The following is a 17,482-nucleotide window of genomic DNA, read 5'->3' on the forward strand; positions in this document are numbered from 1 at the left end:
TAATGTCGATCAGGGTTTACGCGCAATGATCACCTGACTTTTTGCCACCACGGCATCCAGCGCCTGCTTGATCTGTGCACCCCGTGGCGAGGCCAGGATCGCCTGCCAGGTATCCGCCCAGTGGTTGAGCAATGGATGGTCCGGGTTGCTGAAATCGACCTTGGCCTCCCAGAACAACAGCATCCACATCGACCAGTAGAATCCGTACTGGCTGTGGCTGATCACTTCCAGGCCGGCATCGCTGACCATGGCCTTGAACTGCTCTTCGCTGATGATGCGAATGTGGTTGGGTTTCTGGAAATACTCGGCCGCGGCGATATCTTTCTGCAGGTCTTCGGAGCTGGGATGCGGAACGCTCAGCAGGTACAGCGCGCCCGGTTTGCCGACGCGCACCAGTTCAGCGAGGAACTGCGCCGGATCGTCCACGTGCTCGATGACCTCGGTCGACACCACCCGCGTGGCGGTCCCATCGGCAATCGGCAGCGGGTTGCAGTCGGTGACGTGGCATTCGACGTCGCGGGCCGGTGTATCGCTCAGGCGCTGGCGGGTCGCTTCGACCTTGGCTGCGTCGATATCGGCGATGATGATCTTCGCCCCGCGCATCCCGCAGAAATGCACGTTGCCGCCGTCGCCGCAGCCCACATCCAGCAGCGTGTCCTCGGAGGTCACCGGGAAGCCGATGAACAGTTCGCCGGTTTGCTGATTGAACCAGCCACTGAGCATCGCGTCGTGCAGGCCGAGCATGTAGGGGTCGACTTTCTCCGCCACTGGCGCCGCGGGCGCTGTCTCTGGCTGCACAGGCGCGGGCGTGCCCGCCGTGAGTTTCTTCAAAAGGCTCAGCATGAGGTAGCTCCAGAGGATGGGACGGCTGTTCGGGAGGTGCCCAGGCGTTTGACCAGCGAGGCGCCGCGGTTGCGCATGGGCATTTCGATGTAGCGATAGTTGAGTTCGCTCAGCAATACGATCAGGCCGCCAGCCATCAGCAACATCAGAATCGGATGGCCAGCGGGACTGGGCAGCCCGGCAGTCTGTAAACGGAAAATGAATTCACGAACCAGCAGGTAGGCCGGGATATGGATCAGGTAAATCCCGTAGGAACGGCTGCCGACCCACGTCATCAGGTTTTTGAACACGCCGCGCGGCAACAGGTAATCGCGGTTGTAAGAAGCGATCCACACCAGCAGCGCGCACAACAGCGCAATCACGCCGATCCGGTAAGAAGTGAAGGTGAAACGATCCGTTGCCATGAAGCTGAGCAGCAGCGATACCGCGATCAGTGCGGCAATACCCGCCCACGGACGACGCAGGAATTTTGGCTCCCAGCGTCGGTACGAAGGCTGCACGCTCCACATCGCCAACAGCACGCCAAGGGCCAGCGCGTCGGTGCGCACCACCATCAGGATCGGCGTGCGCAAGGTCAACAATTGCAGCGCCACCAGCGCCAGCAAGGCCCACACCAGGTGTTTGCGCAACAGCACGATCAACAGCGGAAACAGCAGGTAGAACTGCTCTTCCAGCGACAGGCTCCAGTACACGAAACTGGTGCCGTACTCGTAGTGATAAAAACTGTCGGCAAAGCGGAAATTGGCGTACTGCGCCACGCCGGCCAGGGTCGCCTGCAGGTTCGCGTGCAGCGTGCCGAAGGCGCCGGAACGGTTGAGAAAAAGGCACGCCAGCAACATCAGCGCCAGCCATAACCAGGCCGAAGGCAGCAAACGAAAGGCCCGGCGCAACCAGAAATTGCGTGTCTGTTGCCAGTATTCCTGGCGAGTTGTGCAACCGCGCAAGGCGGGGATCAGGCTGCGGGCAATGACGAAACCCGAGATCGCGAAAAACAGATCCACGCCCCACCACGGCTGGCTGTACAGCGTGATGCTCTGCAGCAACGGCACAGCCGCCGCGAACAGGCTGTCCTGCAGGTGATGAAACAGCACGCCGAGCACCGCAATGCCGCGCAGCAACTCGATGTCCATGATCCGTTTTTCGTTGCTCATGCGCCCTCCTGGACATGAGGTTTACGGGCAATGATCACCTGGCTCTTGGGCATGAACCGATCCAGCATCTGCTTGATCGCCAACCCGTCGGGCTGGGCCAGCAAGTCCTGCCAGGTTTTCGCCCAGCTCTCCATCAGCGGCGGATACGGCGCCTGAATCCGGTCACGAACCGCACCGCCCAGATCCCGCCCGGCGGCCCGTTCACTGGCCCAGAAAAAAATCATGCCCATCACCCAGAAAAACCCGGTGGCCTGACGATGTTCGATGACCAGGCCCGCGTCCTCCACCAGCGCAGCGAATCGCTCGGGGCTGAAAATCTGCACGTGATTGGGCGACTGAAAATAGCTGGCCGGGGCGATGCCTTTCTGCAAATGCTCGCCCACCGGGGATGGCACGCTCAACAGATACAACGCACCTGGGCGGCCCATGCGCACCAGTTCGGCCATGAAGGGTTCTGGATGGTCGATGTGTTCCAACACTTCCATGCACACGACTTTGCTGGCGCAACCATCGGCCAGAGGCAGCGGCAGGCTGTTGCTGACCAGACCGAGATTCGTCTTGTCCGACTGCGCTTGCACTTGCCGCGCCAGGTCGCGGACCTTGTCGTGCTCACTGTCGGTGAAGATCACCGACGCGCCTTGACGCACCGCAAACAAGGTCGCCACCCCTTCGCCACAACCGACATCCAGCAAGGTGTCGTCGGCGGTAATGGCAAAGCCTTTGAGCAACTCGCCGCTGTCGCCCGAAAACCAGCCGTCATGCATTGCATCGTGCAGGCCCACCTCTCTTGGCGACACACGGGATTGCTCGACCGGCAACGTCGCAGGCCGGGGCTCGGGTTTCGTCTCTGCAAAGAAACGTCTGACCCATGCGCGAATCATGCCTCAGGGGTTTCCACGGCACGGTTCTCGAACAGACGCTCAAAAAATACGCCAAGCCGTTGCTCGGCAGTGGCCTGGCTGCAGAATTTCCTGAGGCTGGCCACTGCGTGCGCGGACATCTGTGCATAACGCCCGGGATCGCCCTTGGCCACGTCATAGCTTGATTGGTAAGCCCTGCACAACGACGCCCAATTGGTGACGTAGCGCAAGGTACGAAACGCCCTGCGCGGGTCATGTGGCCAGGCCGTCAGCTCATCGGTGGAGTCAATCAGGAATGCATTATCGGTATCCAGATAATCGATCATCGCCGTGGTCCGTGGCGCCACCGCCGGTTTGCCACAGGACATGAACTCCATCAGCGGAAGACATTGGCCTTCGCCGTAGGACGTGTTGACCACGTAACTCGTGGCCTGCACCAGTTGCTCATAGTCCGCATCAGCCAGATAGCCGTAAATCAGCACGACGCGGCAGCGGTAAGACTGGTTTTTGTACAAGTGGTGAAGGATGTCGGTCAACGCTTCTTTGGCATCGTGGTGCGTCAATTTGAGCACCAGCGTTGCGTCCTCCACCTCGCGAAACGTCACGCAAAAGGCACTGAGCATGTCTTCCCAATTCTTGCGCCCGTCACCGGGGTTGAACACCGAGGTGTAAATCACGCCGTCGAGAACCAACTCGTGTTCACTCGGCGGGGCCTCGAAATCAATACCCACACCTTGGCGAGTGGCCACGGGGCCGAAGGCTCGCAAGTCGAGTTCGCGGCTGTCGGCCAGCAACCCCTTGAGCGTCAACCGCACCTGACTGGCCAAGGGCTGGCGTTGCAAGTGGGCGCCGCGCTCGGAAAACCGGTCCCATACCGGGGCCGGTACCGCGATGACCGGATAGTCGGTGCCCATCGCCTCGCGCACCGCATTCACGGTGTAGCTGGAATGTGTAATCGCCGCACCGCAGGCGCGCAACACCGTGCGCCAGTCATTGCGCGGGTCACCGGCAAAAGGTTCGTTGGGGATGGTGCTGAATTCCCACGCGAACACCGGCAGCGTCGGGCAGGCGAAATTGACCGGCGTGCGATGAGGCGGTGAGAACGACAGGAACACGCACGCTTCACCACGGGACAGACAGTCCATGTACAAGGCATCGACTTCGGTCTGCGGGTCGCGGACTTCTACCACTCGCCCCAGCCGCTCCAGCACGGGCCGGTACTCCTTGAGCACGAAGTAATAGCTGTACTCCGAGCGGCCAAGGTTCTGGGCAATGGTGTGTTGGTTGGTTTCCGAATGAATGATGATCAGCATGAGGCGGTATCCGTCACGGTTGCTGTCGGCACAGCCTGTGGCGTCAGCCCGAAAAAATCCGCCATACGCTTCTGCACCGGGGCGAAAGCGCAGTAATCGTGCATGCGCTCGACGGCGGCGAGGGACATGCGCCGATACTCCAGCGGTTGTTCCTTGGCCAGACGGTAGCTGTTTTCGTAAGCGGTTTTCAGCGACCCCCAGTCCGGCCGGTAACGCAGGGTGCGGTAGATGATGCGAGTGTCCTGCGGCCAGATGGTCAGCTCCTCGCTGGACTTGACCACAAACGCCACACGCTCATCGATGTAGTCCTCCATGGCCGTGTGATCCGGGGCAATCACCGGTTTGCCGCTGGCCATGAACTCCATCAGCGGCAGGCACAGCCCTTCGCAGCGCGAGGCATTGACGTAGTAACTGGCGGCTTCGTACAGCCGGGCGTATTGCGGGTCGTCCAGGTAGCCGTGCATGACCACCACCCGACAGGCGAACGGCGAAAGCTGCGCAAGCAACGTCATCAGTTCATCGTGGTAGGACGACAGATCGCTTTGGGTAATCTTCAGCACCAGCGTCGCGTCAGGCGTTTCGCGGAACGCCCAGCAGAATGCGGTGATCAGTTGGTGCCAGTTCTTGCGACCGTCACGCGGATTGAACACGGTGACGTACACCACACCGTCAACCTGTGTTTCGACCTGGGCGGTGGTGTCCGGCCACTGTCGCGGTTCCGGCTCGGGTACTGCCATCGTCTGCGGGCCGGCAATGGCCGGCAACCAGTCAGCGAGACGCGCATGGGCGGCTTGCGACAACAGGTCGCGAATCCCTTCCCAATACCACTGGCTTAGAAAATGCGTGCGATGCACCGGGATCGGCAGCGATTTACCTTTGTCCAGGCGCCACATACGCAGGTAATGGCGAGCAATCACCAAGCGACGCTTGAGCGTCAGCGGCGGTGGCCTCAATGCCTCCAGCTCGGCCTCGAGCGCCGCCAGTTCCTCGGCAGTCGGCACCTCGGGAATCAGTGCATCGGCGCTCAGCCCGAGTGTGCGTGTATCGAAGACGCAACCCTTGATGTCCAGGGTCGAGCCGGCGCTGATCGGGACGCTGGTGTGGCGACGACGAATGTCGGCGAAGTTTTCCCACAACGGCGTCGGCAACACCAGCACCGGAAAGTCTTCGCCCATGGTCCGACGAATCGCCCGGGCGGTATGGCTGGAGAGTGTGATCACCCGGCCCTGCCGTGCCAGCATTTGCGTCCAGTCCTGGCGCGGGTCGTTATCCCATTGCTCATCGGGAATCGAATCAAACTCCCAGGCCACCACGCAGATCGTCGGGCACGCAAGGTCGTTCGGGGTTTTCTGCGGCGGCGTGAACGACAGGAACAGGCTGTCTTCGCCGGCGGCCAATAACTGTTTGTAGAGCGGATCGACCTCGGCGGTGGAGGACACCACATGCACTCGCCCAAGGCTCTCGAGCACAGGGCGATAAGCCTTGAGCACGAAGTAGTAACTGTACTCGGGACGGCCGAGACTCTGGCTGATGGAGCTGTCGTTGACGTCGGAGTAAAGAATGAAATTCATGGCATCCCACGGTGACGCCGCCATCCCGGCAGCCTCACGCTATGACGGGGAGGACAGGGCTCGAGTCAGTGTTCACTGGCGCTCGTCCATTGTCTTGCTGCCCGTCTTCGTTCTTGTTTTAGTGGTCAGTTTCTCGCAGTTTCGAAGCGACGCTGCCGAACCCCGGATAATCGTGACGATGGGCATTCTAAACACATCCATTGAGGGTTCGTGAACCGCCCGGCGAGAATAAATCGGGCTACGCTAATGAGAACCGGTCAGTCACTTTTGGACTTGTTGAAATTGCCGAGCAAATGGCACAGATTGGCTACCAAACAACTACAACAAACATTTCACCTGTCTTTCGAGCGATCATATCGACTCGTGAAACCTTTCCACGAAGACTGTGGAAACTGGATGAAATGCATGACCAAGGGGTCGCTGTTTGAAAAAGCGTCTGTTTGTCACGGGGTTGACCGGATTCGTAGGACAACACATCCAATCGCGTTTGCAGGCTGATGCCTCGGAATGGGAACTTCTGGTGGCTCCTGACCGCTACGATCTCGTCGCGCCGGACAGCCTCGAAAGCTTATGGCCGCAAATGCCCGATGCGGTGATTCACCTGGCCGGCCAGACTTTCGTCCCGGAGGCCTTTCGTGATCCGGCGCGCACCCTGAACATCAATCTGCTGGGCACCCTGAACCTGCTGCAAGCCCTCAAGGCGCGCGGCTTCACCGGCACATTTCTGTACGTCAGCTCCGGTGATGTCTATGGCCAGGTCACCGAAGAGCATCTGCCCATCACTGAATTGCAGCCACCCTGCCCGCGCAATCCCTATGCCGTGAGCAAACTGTCGGCAGAGTTCCTGAGTTTGCAATGGGGCCTGAGCGAAGGCTGGCCGGTACTGGTCGCCCGCCCGTTCAACCACATCGGCACAGGGCAGAAAGACAGCTTCGTCATCGCCAGCGCCGCCCGTCAGATCTGCCGGATCAAGCAAGGCCTGCAAGGCCCACGACTGGAGGTCGGGGACATCGATGTCACGCGCGATTTCCTGGATGTCGCGGACGTAGTCTCGGCCTACCTGGCTTTGCTGGAAAAAGGCACACCGGGGCAGGTGTACAACATTTGCTCGGGGCACGAGCAGAGCATTCGCAGTTTGATCGAGCAGTTGGCAGTTCTTGCCCAGGTCGACCTGCAATTGGTCCAGGACCCTGCGCGACTTCGCCGCGCGGATCAGCGTCGGGTGTGTGGCAGCCCTGCCAGGCTGGTCCAGACCACCGGATGGAAGTCTGAAATCACAACACAACAATCCCTGCGGGCGATCCTGTCCGACTGGGAGAAGCGAGTACGACAAGAATGACTAAAAGTGCACTGATCACAGGTATCACCGGCCAGGATGGCGCGTATCTGGCCAAACTGCTGCTCGACAAGGGCTACAAAGTCCATGGCCTGGTAGCGCGTCGCAGCAGCGACTCGCGCTGGCGCCTGCGAGAGATGGGGGTCGAGGCGGATATCGTCTACCTGGACGGCGACATGGCCGATGCCTGTTCAGTGCAGCGCGCGGTGATCAAGTCGGCGCCGGACGAGGTCTACAACCTGGCCGCGCAAAGCTTTGTCGCGGCCTCCTGGGATCAACCGGTGACCACCGGCATCGTCGACGGTCTTGGCGTTACCCACCTGCTCGAAGCGATTCGTCAGTTCAGTGTGCACACGCGTTTCTACCAGGCATCCACCAGCGAAATGTTCGGCCTGATCCAGGCCGAACAGCAGGACGAGAACACACCGTTCTATCCGCGCAGCCCGTATGGCGTAGCCAAGCTGTACGGCCACTGGATCACCGTAAACTACCGCGAAAGTTTCAACCTGCACGCCAGCAGCGGCATCCTGTTCAACCATGAATCACCGCTGCGCGGCATCGAGTTCGTCACACGCAAAGTCACCGACGCCGCCGCCCGGATCAAGCAGGGCAAGCAGCATGAACTGCGCCTGGGCAACATCGACGCCAAGCGCGACTGGGGCTTTGCCGGGGACTACGTCGAAGCCATGTGGCTGATGCTGCAACAGGACAAACCCGACGACTTCGTGGTGGCCACCGGCGTGACCACTACCGTGCGCGAGATGTGCCGGATCGCCTTCGATCATGTGGGCCTGAACTACCGCGATTACGTGAAGATCGACCCGGCGTTCTTCCGCCCGGCCGAAGTCGAGGTGCTGCTCGGCAACCCGGCCAAGGCCCAGCGTGTGCTGGGCTGGAAACCCAAAACCGATCTGGATGCCTTGATTCGCATGATGATGGATGCGGACATGAAACGCGTCGCCAAGGAGTAGGCCATGCTGATTCCCGTGATTCTCTCCGGCGGTGCCGGGACAAGGTTGTGGCCGGTGTCGCGTGAGGGCCATCCCAAACCCTTCATGGCATTGCCCGACGGCCAGTCGCTGCTGGGCAAGACCTATCGGCGTGCCGCGGACCTGCTCGACGGCTGGGGCGATATCGTCACGGTGACCAACCGCGAGTACTACTTCCAGAGCAAGGATCACTTTCGGGACGCGCACCTGGGTCGTCATCGCGGGCACTTCCTGCTGGAGCCGACGGGTCGCAATACGGCGCCGGCCATTGCCGCCGCCGCCCTCTCCCTGCAGGCCCTGCATGGCGACGACGCGATCATGCTGGTCATGCCCGCCGACCACCTGATCGTCAATGTCGACGCGCTGAAGGACGCGGTCGAGCATGCCGTGACATTGGCCAGGCGTGGTCACCTGGTGACCTTCGGGGTGGTGCCAACCGCTCCGGAAACCGGTTTTGGCTACATTGAAGCCGGCACATCACTGGACGATAAAGGCGCTGCCAGCGTGCGGCGCTTCGTCGAAAAACCCGACCTGCAAACCGCGACTCATTATCTGGAAAGCGGCAACTTCCTGTGGAACTCCGGGATGTTCTGCTTCTCGGTCGCCACCCTGCTGGCCGAACTGCAAACCCATGCGCCCGCGTTGCTGGAGCAGACGCAAACCTGCATGGCTGCCAGCGCTCCCGTGGAAAACGCCGGGGATGTGCAACAAGAACTGTCACCGGTCCTGTTTGGCGAAATCATGGACATCTCCATCGACTACGCATTGATGGAACGCTCAGACAAGGTGGTCGTCGTGCCCGCCCGTTTCGACTGGAGCGATATCGGCTCCTGGGGGGCGGTGGCCGCGCTGGTACCGGCGGATGCACAAAACAACCGCGCCGTCGGCGAGTCGATCTTCATCGACAGCCACAACAATTTCGTCCAGAGCGATAACCGTCTGGTGGCGACCGTGGGTGTGAATAACCTGATCATCGTCGACACCCCCGACGCGGTGCTGGTGGCCCACGCCGACCGCGCCCAGGATGTGCGCCGGGTGGCCAGGCAACTCAAGGACAAAGAGCACGAAGCCTATCGCCTGCACCGTACGGTCAGTCGGCCATGGGGCACCTACACCGTGCTCGAGGAAGGCCCGCGCTTCAAGATCAAACGCATCGTGGTCAAGCCCGGCGCCAAGTTGTCGTTGCAGATGCACCACCATCGCAATGAACACTGGGTGGTGGTCGAAGGCATGGCCAAGGTCACCAACAACGGCACCGGCACGCACCTGGTGGCCAAGAACGAATCAACCTTCATTGCAGCCGGTCACAAGCATCGCCTGGAGAATCCCGGCGTGATCGACCTGGTGATCATCGAGGTGCAAAGCGGCGAATACCTGGGAGAGGACGACATTGTCCGCTTCGAAGATCAATACGGCAGGACGGTTTGAATGCTGCTTTCCCTTTACCGCACGCTGGGCAGCTATCGAGGGTTCATTCTCGGTAGCGTCCAGCGAGAGTTTCAGGCGCGTTATCGCAATTCGTTGTTCGGTGCCCTGTGGACCGTGCTCAATCCGCTGTCGATGATCATTGTCTACACCGTGATTTTTTCCCACATCATGCGCGCGCGTTTGCCAGGGGTAGATGACGGCATGGCCTACAGCATCTATCTCTGCGCCGGGTTGCTGACCTGGGGCTTGTTTGCAGAGATCACGGTGCGCAGCCAGAACATGTTTCTGGATAACGCCAACCTGCTGAAAAAAATCAGCTTCCCTCGGATCTGCCTGCCGGTGATCGTGCTGTTGAATGCCGGTATCAACTTCGCAATCATCATCGGCCTGTTCCTCGGCTTTCTGTTGATCACCGGTCGACTGCCGGGCCTGGCGCTGTTGGCGCTCATTCCTCTGCTGGCGTTACAGGTGATGTTCTGTGCCGGGTTGGGAATCATTCTTGGCGTACTGAATGTGTTTTTTCGCGATGTCGGGCAGTTTTTCGCCATCTGCCTGCAGTTCTGGTTCTGGCTGACGCCAATCGTTTACCCGATGAGCATCCTGCCTGAATGGGTGCAGCGCTTGCTGCAACTCAACCCCCTGACCAACCTGATCACCAGCTACCAGAACATCTTCCTGTACGGCCAATGGCCCGTCTGGAGTTCGCTGCTGCCGATCATGGTCGCCAGCCTGTTGCTCTTCGCCATTGGCCTGCGGCTGTTTCGGCAGAGGGTCGGTGAAATGGTGGATGAACTCTGATGGGGCACATACGCGTCACCGGCCTGGGCAAGGCCTATAAACAATACCCTACCCGCTGGAGTCGACTGGCCGAGTGGCTGATCCCGTTTTCGCCGATCCGCCATCGCCAGCATTGGGTGCTGCAAGACGTGACCTTCCAGATTGCCCCCGGAGAATCGGTGGGCATCGTCGGGGTCAACGGCGCCGGCAAAAGCACCTTGTTGAAGATGATCACCGGCACCACCCAACCCACCTGCGGCACCATTGAGCTCGAAGGCCGCGTCGCCGCCCTGCTGGAGTTGGGCATGGGGTTTCATGCAGACTTTACCGGCCGGCAGAATGCGGTCATGGCCGGGCAGCTGCTGGGCATGCAGGTCGAAGAAATACAAGCGTTGATGCCGGAAATCGAACGTTTCGCGGAAATAGGCGACGCCATCGACCACCCGGTACGCACTTATTCCAGCGGCATGCAAATGCGTCTGGCATTCAGCGTCGCCACCGCACGGCGCCCGGACATTTTGATCGTCGATGAAGCGCTGTCGGTGGGCGACGCCTACTTCCAGCACAAAAGCTTCGACCGCATCCGCAACTTTCGCAAAGCCGGTACCACGCTGTTGATCGTCTCCCATGACCGAGGGGCGATTCAGTCGATCTGCGACTCGGCGATCCTCCTGGAAAACGGCCACATGGCCATGCACGACACACCCGAATCCGTCATGGATTACTACAACGCCCTGCTCGCCGAGCGTGAAGGACAGACCGTGCGCCAGGAAGCCCTCGCTGGCGGCCAGGTCAGTACCATTTCGGGAACGGGTGAAGCCAGGATTCTGAGCGTGCGCCTGCTCGACCAACATGAACGCTCCATCGACGCCGCCGAAGTCGGCCAGCCGGTCGTGCTGGAGGTCAATGTGGAGGTTCGCCAGGACATCGAACGGCTGGTACTGGGCTTCATGATCAAGGATCGCCTGGGCCAGGCCATGTATGGCATCAACACCCATCGCCAGGATCAGGCATTGACCGATCTGCAGGCTGGCGAACGCGTGAGCTATCGCTTTGCATTCGTCATGGGGCTGGGCAAGGGAAACTATTCCGTGGCGTTGAGCCTGTCACGCCTGGATTCGCACCTGGACCGCAACTTCGAGTGGCGCGATTACGGGTTGGTGTTCCATGTGATCAACAACCGGCAGGAAGATTTTGTCGGCTGCTCGTGGCTGGCCGCGAAGACCACCGTCACGCGCTCGAGCGTGCCGGCCACCTCGGGGAGCACGCCATGACGCGTCTGTTGGTGGAATGCACGCACGTATTCCAGCACCCCAAGGTCAATTCGGGCATTCAGCGGGTGGTGCGCAACGTCGTCAACCAGCTACCGGAATCGGTCGACGGTGTTGAATGCATCCCGGTTGTGATGCTCAAGGGCAAGCTCTATCGGGTACTGAAACTCGGCGCGCTGGACATTCCGTTTTTCGATCAGTTGATGATGTTCGGCGGGCGACTTGGCCGGCTGGCACATCGTTTCTGGCAATGGCACCAGCGGCTCGACCAACGTTTGCCATCGCGATTCGCCCGACGCGTGGTGTACGTGGCTTATCGACTGACAGCGCTGACCTGCTTCAGCGTGCCGCTGCGCCTGATCGACCAGCTCAATCAGTATCAACTGCCCAAACGTTGTGCGCCGTTGCAGCATCAACCAGGGGACCAACTGGTGTTGCTGGACTCGTCCTGGCACACCGACTTTTTCCCGTTTGCCGAACAGCTCAAACGTGAAGGCGTGGGCATTGTTTCAGTGATCTACGATTTGATTCCCCTGACGCATCCGCAGTTTTACGACACGCGGCTGGTGCAGGTGTTCAACGAGTGGTTCGACTGGATCACCCAAACCGCCGATGGCTACGTGGCCATTTCCGCCACAGTACGCGATCAGGTGCGTGATGAATTGCAGCACCGCCTGGGCCCTGCCAAGGCCAGTGAATTGTGGTTCGACTATTTCCACCTGGGCTCCGAACTCGATCTGAGGGAAGTCAACGCCGCCGTGGAACCGCGTCTTGCCCGGCTGTTCGCGACATCGGAACCGGTATTTTTGATGGTCAGTACCATAGAGCCGCGCAAGAACCACACCTACCTGCTGGACGCCTTCGAACGGGCCTGGGCGGCAGGCTCCAATGCCCGGCTGTGCATTGCCGGGCGAGTCGGCTGGAAATGCGATGCACTGATGGCCCGGGTGCGTAATCACCCGCAGCTGAACCAACGACTGTTCATGTTCAATGACCTGAGCGACACCAGCCTCGAGCATGCCTACACCCACGCCAGCTCACTGGTGTTTCCGTCTTTTGTGGAAGGCTTCGGCCTGCCGCTGGTAGAAGCCATGCAGCGTGGACTGCCGGCCATGGGCAGCGACATTGCGGTTTTTCGCGAAATCGGCGGCGAGTTCATGGCGTACTTCGATCTGGCCAAGCCACAAAGCCTGGCTGATCTGGTCATTGGTTTCGAGAGCAGCGGTCAATTCCCGGCCGCTCGCGACGTCGCGCACTGGCGCTGGATCGGCTGGCGTGAAGCCAGTGCGCAACTGGCTTCACGCACCCTGCGCAATCTCCCGGACGTGCCGCTCGCACAAGAGAGGCAACATGCGCATTGCCCTTAACGCACGGATTCTCCAGGCGCCGCGCACCGGCATCGGCCACTACGTCGCCGAACTGGCGAACGCCCTGGCGGGTGAGCCGGATATTGAACTGGCGCTGTTTCATGGCTGGGGCTGGAGTGATGTGCTGCCGCAAGCGGCCATGCCCGGTTATTCCCGACTGACGCCATTGCTGCGGCAGATTCCGGGGGCCTATCAGGCCCGACGGTGGCTGGAGCAGAAACGCTTCGATCAGGGCCGCGCGCAAGCCATCGACCTCTACCACGAACCGAGTTTGTGGCCGCTGTCGTTCGACGGTCCGACCGTCATCACCCTGCATGACCTGACTCACCTGCACTATCCCGAAACGCAGCCACCAGCGCGCTTGCGAGAAATCGAACGGCGCGTGGCCGACGGCGTGCGACAGGCAAGCCTGATTCTGACCGACTCGCAGTTCATTGCTGACGAAGCCCGGGCACATTTCGGGTTACCGGCCGAGCGATTTGTCGTCGCCCCACTCGGTGTAGCCGCGCGTTTTCACCCGCGGTCCCCCGAGGCTATCGACTCCGTACTCAAGACCCATGGCGTCGAAGCGCGGGAATACTTCCTCTGTGTCGGCACCCTGGAACCGCGCAAGAATCTGTCCCTCGCCCTGCGCGCCCACGCCCGATTGCCGGAATCGGTCCGTCAGCGTTTTCCTTTGCTGATCGTCGGCATGGCCGGCTGGCAGCGCGAGCAGTTCAGCGAAGAATTGCACCAGGCCCTGGCCAGCGGTCATGTCTGTTTGCTGGGCTATCTGCCTGACGAACACGTTGCGCAGCTGTTGGCCGGCGCCCGGGCATTGATTTTTCCGTCGCTTTACGAAGGTTTTGGCCTGCCGGTGCTGGAGGCCATGGCCTGCGGCACGCCGGTCGTTCTGACCAGTCGTTCGGCCATGCCCGAAGTGGCAGGCTCTGCGGGTAACTATGTTGAACCGGATGAAACCGACGGCTTGCGCGATGCAATGAGTCGTCTGATCGAGGATCTAGCGTATTGGCAGACATGCCGAGAAGCCGGATTGCTACAGGCAAGGCTTTTTACCTGGGAACGCTGCGCGCAAGTCACGGCCAGCGCTTACCGCCAGGCAATGGGAGGTTGAATGCGAGTTCTTCATTTTTTCAAGACGTACCTGCCTGACTCGGTCGGCGGGATCGAACAAGTGATTTTCCAGTTGTGCGAAAGCGGTGCGCTGCACGGCATTGAAGGCAAGGTGCTGACACTCAGTGCCGATCCGACAACGCCGGTGGTGCAGCTCGGTCATCACGAAGTCCATCGGGCCAAACTCGACATTCAGTTCGCCTCTACCGGGTTTTCCTGGAGCGTCTTCAAACAGTTTCGCGAGCTGGCAGCCGAGGCCGACGTGGTCAATTACCACTTTCCCTGGCCGTTCATGGACCTGGTGCACTTCGCCAGCGGCCTGAACAAACCCAGCGTGGTGACCTACCACTCGGACATTATTCGCCAGAAACACCTGCTCAAACTTTACCGGCCGCTGATGAATCGCTTTCTGCACAGCGCCGACCGGATCGTCGCTGCGTCGCCCAATTACCTGCACACCAGTGATGTGTTGCAACAGTTTGAGCACAAGACCCGAGTGATCCCCTATGGATTGAACAAGGCAGGTTACCCACAGCCGGACAGCGATCGAACGGCCCACTGGCGGCAAAAGCTCGGCGACAAGTTCTTTCTGTTTGTCGGTGTGATGCGCTACTACAAAGGTTTGCACATCCTGCTCGACGCCCTGAAGGACCTGGATTACCCGACGGTGATTGTCGGTGCCGGCCCACTGGAAGCAGAGCTGCATGCCCAGGCGACCGCCCTGGGTTTACACAATGTTCACTTCCTCGGGCGTCTGGGGGACGAGGACAAAGTGGCGCTGCTGCAACTGAGCTACGCCATCGTGTTCCCATCGCACCTGCGCTCCGAAGCCTTCGGCATTTCGCTGCTTGAAGGCGCAATGTATGGCAAACCGATGATCTCCAGTGAGATTGGCACTGGCACCAGTTACATCAACATCCATAACGAGACCGGGCTGGTGGTGCCGCCGAGCAATCCATTGGCGTTCCGTGAGGCGATGCGCACGCTTTGGGAAAACCCGGTGCTGGCGGCGCAAATGGGCGAGAAGGCACAGGCCCGTTATCAAAATCTGTTTACCGCGGACGAAATGGGTCGCAAATGGACGGCCTTGTATGAAGAACTGCTGGAAGAAAAAGCCCTCGCCTACGCATGAACAGCCGTGATGCCTGTGCTATGAAGCCTTGTGGGTTCAGACGTGAGGATCGCCCGGCACCTTGCTCGGCGCAGCGTACTGTGGCTTCAGATGCCCATCCTGATCGAGTAGCCAGGCGTCCATGATCTCCCGGACGACCGGTCCGGCGACGCGGCCACCCGCCTCGCCGTTTTCGATCATCACCGAGATCACGATCTTCGGATGCTCGGCCGGGGCGAAACCGACGAACAAGGCGTTGTCGCGGTTACGCTCGCGGGTTTTCTCCCGGTTATAACGTTCGCCCTGCTTGATCGCCACCACTTGCGCGGTACCACTCTTGCCGGCGATACGATACTGCGCCCCTGCCGCTGCGGCCCGGGCAATCCCGCGGGCATCGTGCATCACCATCTGCATGCCATGGTTGACCTGCTCCCAGTCGCGCGGATCCTTGAGCAGAATGTTCGGCATCGGATGCTCATCCACCGGCGCGACGCCGTCCACGGTTTTGGCCAGATGCGGGCGATTCCACACGCCTTTGTTGGCAATCAGCGCCGTCGCCTGGGCCAACTGCAGCGGCGTGACCTGCATGTAGCCCTGGCCGATGCCGAGAATCACCGTCTCGCCTGGAAACCAGGCCTGACGACGGGTGGCGCGCTTCCAGGCTTGGGATGGCATCAGGCCAGGGGACTCTTCATTCATGTCCAGGGAGACTTTCTCACCGAGCCCGAACATGGCCATGTAGTCGTGCAGGCGATCGATACCGAGCTTGTGTGCGAGGTCGTAGAAATAGGTGTCGTTGGAACGCATGATCGCTGCATCCATATCCACCCAACCATCGCCGCTGTGATTCCAGTTGCGGTACTTGTGATCGAAATCCGGTAGCTGGTAATAACCGGGGTCGAACACCCGGGTCTGTGGCGTGACGACACCTGCATCGAGGCCGGCGATTGCCACTTCCGGCTTGATGGTCGAACCCGGGGCATAGAGACCACGCAGCACACGATTGAACAGCGGCCGATCAATGGAATCCCGTAGCGAAGAGTATTCCCTGGAACTGATACCGGTGACGAACAGGTTCGGATCGAAACTCGGGTTACTGACCATGGCCAGCACTTCACCGGTCGACGGATCCAGCGCGACCACCGAGCCACGGCGATCGCCCAGGGCTTGCTCGGCGGCTTCCTGCAGCTTGACGTCGAGGCTCAGGACAATGTTTTCGCCTGGCACCGGGTCAGTGTGCTTGAGCACTCGCAGCACGCGGCCCTGAGCATTGGTTTCGACTTCTTCGTAACCGACATGGCCGTGCAGCTGCGCCTCGTAGAATTTTTCGATTCCGGTCTTGCCGATGGATTGGGTGCCTCGGTACTCGACCGTATCCAGAGCCTTTGACTCTTTCTCGTTGATGCGTCCGACGTAGCCGACCGAATGAGCGAAGTGCTCGCCCAATGGATAGTGCCGAACGAACTGCGGCTCTACATCAAGGCCCGGTAGGCGGAACTCGTTGACGGCGAGAATGGCAATCTGCTCTTCGTTCAGCTCATAGAACAACGTCACGGGTACGAACGGATGACGTGCCTGTTTCATGGCCTTGTCGAACTGCGAGCGGTCTTCAGCGGGCAGGTGCAGGAGATTTACCACTTCGTCCAGCTCTTCGCTGACATTGGAAGCACGTTCGCGGGTGATGGTCAGGTTGAAGCTGGGGCGGTTGTCAGCGAGGAGTACGCCATTGCGGTCATAGATCAACCCGCGGGTGGGCGTAATCGGCAGGACATGTACACGATTGTTTTCGGAGATGGTCGAGTGATAGTCGAACTCGACTACTTGCAGGACATACATGCGCACTACCAGCGCACAGGTGACAGCGGCAACGAACAAGGCGCAGGCCATGAGTCTCTTGTTGACCAGGCATGTCTCTTTTTCGTGGTCCTTGATCGGTATCGGTTCGGGCACTTGTGCAGCAACTCTTTGAAAAGGGATGCCGATCCGTGGGCGCAAACTCAGTCCGTTAACAAAGAGCCGCACCATACCAAAACCGTGGAGTCACGTTGGTGTGGTTTTTTTTACAATTGACCTTGTAGGAGCGAGCTCGCTCCGGGCGGCGTTCCGACGAAGAACGCCAGGACACCGCGTGGCCCCAGGCAGTTAGCGTCGTCGTTGACGACCATCGCGAGCGAGCTCGCTCCTACACGGCGGCCAAAAACAAAACCCCAACTGCTTTCGCAATTGGGGTTTTGGAATTTAATCTTGACGATGACCTACTCTCACATGGGGAAACCCCACACTACCATCGGCGATGCATCGTTTCACTGCTGAGTTCGGGATGGGATCAGGTGGTTCCAATGCTCTATGGTC

Annotated in this window: 14 protein-coding genes and 1 rRNA gene; 8 read left to right on the forward strand and 7 right to left on the reverse strand. The window is 60.0% G+C overall.

Annotation, left to right across the window (positions count from 1 at the left end; all coding sequences use genetic code 11):
* Positions 1 to 9: 9 nt before the first annotated feature.
* From KGA83_RS16230 to KGA83_RS16250, 5 genes are read right to left on the reverse strand one after another with little or no spacing between them, the layout of a single operon-like run.
* Positions 10 to 843 carry a class I SAM-dependent methyltransferase gene (locus KGA83_RS16230; RefSeq protein WP_223530186.1) on the reverse strand — a complete coding sequence of 278 codons (834 nt, stop codon included), beginning with the start codon at positions 841 to 843 and terminating at the stop codon, positions 10 to 12.
* Positions 837 to 1,994 carry an acyltransferase family protein gene (locus tag KGA83_RS16235; RefSeq protein WP_223530187.1) on the reverse strand — a complete coding sequence of 386 codons (1,158 nt, stop codon included), beginning with the start codon at positions 1,992 to 1,994 and terminating at the stop codon, positions 837 to 839. The genes KGA83_RS16230 and KGA83_RS16235 overlap by 7 nt, the downstream gene beginning before the upstream one ends.
* Positions 1,991 to 2,875: a class I SAM-dependent methyltransferase gene (locus KGA83_RS16240; RefSeq protein ID WP_223530188.1), complete on the reverse strand. Its 885-nt coding sequence runs from the start codon at positions 2,873 to 2,875 to the stop codon at positions 1,991 to 1,993. Before KGA83_RS16240 ends, KGA83_RS16235 begins: the two co-directional genes overlap by 4 nt.
* The gene (locus tag KGA83_RS16245; RefSeq protein WP_223530189.1) at positions 2,872 to 4,167 is read right to left on the reverse strand and encodes a glycosyltransferase; all 1,296 of its coding nucleotides are present in this window, start codon (positions 4,165 to 4,167) and stop codon (positions 2,872 to 2,874) included. The genes KGA83_RS16240 and KGA83_RS16245 overlap by 4 nt, the downstream gene beginning before the upstream one ends.
* Complete coding sequence (locus tag KGA83_RS16250) at positions 4,161 to 5,738, reverse strand: glycosyltransferase (protein ID WP_223530191.1); 1,578 nt, start codon at positions 5,736 to 5,738, stop codon at positions 4,161 to 4,163. The genes KGA83_RS16245 and KGA83_RS16250 overlap by 7 nt, the downstream gene beginning before the upstream one ends.
* A 424-nt stretch (positions 5,739 to 6,162) precedes the next feature.
* Here KGA83_RS16250 and KGA83_RS16255 point away from each other — a divergent pair, with 424 nt between their 5' ends.
* The 8 genes from KGA83_RS16255 to KGA83_RS16290 are packed head-to-tail and all read left to right on the forward strand — an operon-like array spanning position 6,163 to position 15,151.
* Positions 6,163 to 7,077, forward strand: a complete 915-nt coding sequence (locus KGA83_RS16255; RefSeq protein ID WP_223530192.1) for a GDP-mannose 4,6-dehydratase — start codon at positions 6,163 to 6,165, stop codon at positions 7,075 to 7,077.
* Positions 7,074 to 8,045, forward strand: coding sequence for a GDP-mannose 4,6-dehydratase (gene gmd, locus KGA83_RS16260; protein ID WP_223530194.1), 972 nt, complete (start codon positions 7,074 to 7,076; stop codon positions 8,043 to 8,045). Before KGA83_RS16255 ends, gmd begins: the two co-directional genes overlap by 4 nt.
* A 3-nt stretch (positions 8,046 to 8,048) precedes the next feature.
* The gene (locus KGA83_RS16265) at positions 8,049 to 9,491 is read left to right on the forward strand and encodes a mannose-1-phosphate guanylyltransferase/mannose-6-phosphate isomerase (protein WP_223530196.1); all 1,443 of its coding nucleotides are present in this window, start codon (positions 8,049 to 8,051) and stop codon (positions 9,489 to 9,491) included.
* The gene (locus KGA83_RS16270; RefSeq protein WP_223530198.1) at positions 9,492 to 10,289 is read left to right on the forward strand and encodes an ABC transporter permease; all 798 of its coding nucleotides are present in this window, start codon (positions 9,492 to 9,494) and stop codon (positions 10,287 to 10,289) included.
* A complete protein-coding gene (locus tag KGA83_RS16275) occupies positions 10,289 to 11,542 on the forward strand; it encodes an ABC transporter ATP-binding protein (protein ID WP_223530200.1) in 1,254 nt (417 codons plus the stop codon). The genes KGA83_RS16270 and KGA83_RS16275 overlap by 1 nt, the downstream gene beginning before the upstream one ends.
* A complete protein-coding gene (locus KGA83_RS16280) occupies positions 11,539 to 12,906 on the forward strand; it encodes a glycosyltransferase family 4 protein (RefSeq protein WP_223530202.1) in 1,368 nt (455 codons plus the stop codon). The genes KGA83_RS16275 and KGA83_RS16280 overlap by 4 nt, the downstream gene beginning before the upstream one ends.
* Entirely contained in the window at positions 12,890 to 14,020 is a 1,131-nt protein-coding gene (locus KGA83_RS16285; RefSeq protein ID WP_223530204.1) for a glycosyltransferase family 4 protein, read from the forward strand. The genes KGA83_RS16280 and KGA83_RS16285 overlap by 17 nt, the downstream gene beginning before the upstream one ends.
* A complete protein-coding gene (locus KGA83_RS16290) occupies positions 14,021 to 15,151 on the forward strand; it encodes a glycosyltransferase family 4 protein (RefSeq protein WP_223530206.1) in 1,131 nt (376 codons plus the stop codon).
* A gap of 36 nt (positions 15,152 to 15,187) precedes the next feature.
* On the opposite strand, the gene mrdA is transcribed toward KGA83_RS16290, so the two are convergent.
* Both mrdA and rrf read right to left on the reverse strand, forming a co-directional pair.
* Positions 15,188 to 17,080, reverse strand: a complete 1,893-nt coding sequence (gene mrdA / locus KGA83_RS16295; protein WP_223530208.1) for a penicillin-binding protein 2 — start codon at positions 17,078 to 17,080, stop codon at positions 15,188 to 15,190.
* Positions 17,081 to 17,372: 292 nt separating this feature from the next.
* Positions 17,373 to 17,482 (reverse strand): 5S ribosomal RNA (gene rrf, locus KGA83_RS16300); the annotation flags it as partial.

Source organism: Pseudomonas sp. GL-R-19 (assembly GCF_019956375.1).
Classification (GTDB): Bacteria; Pseudomonadota; Gammaproteobacteria; order Pseudomonadales; family Pseudomonadaceae; genus Aquipseudomonas.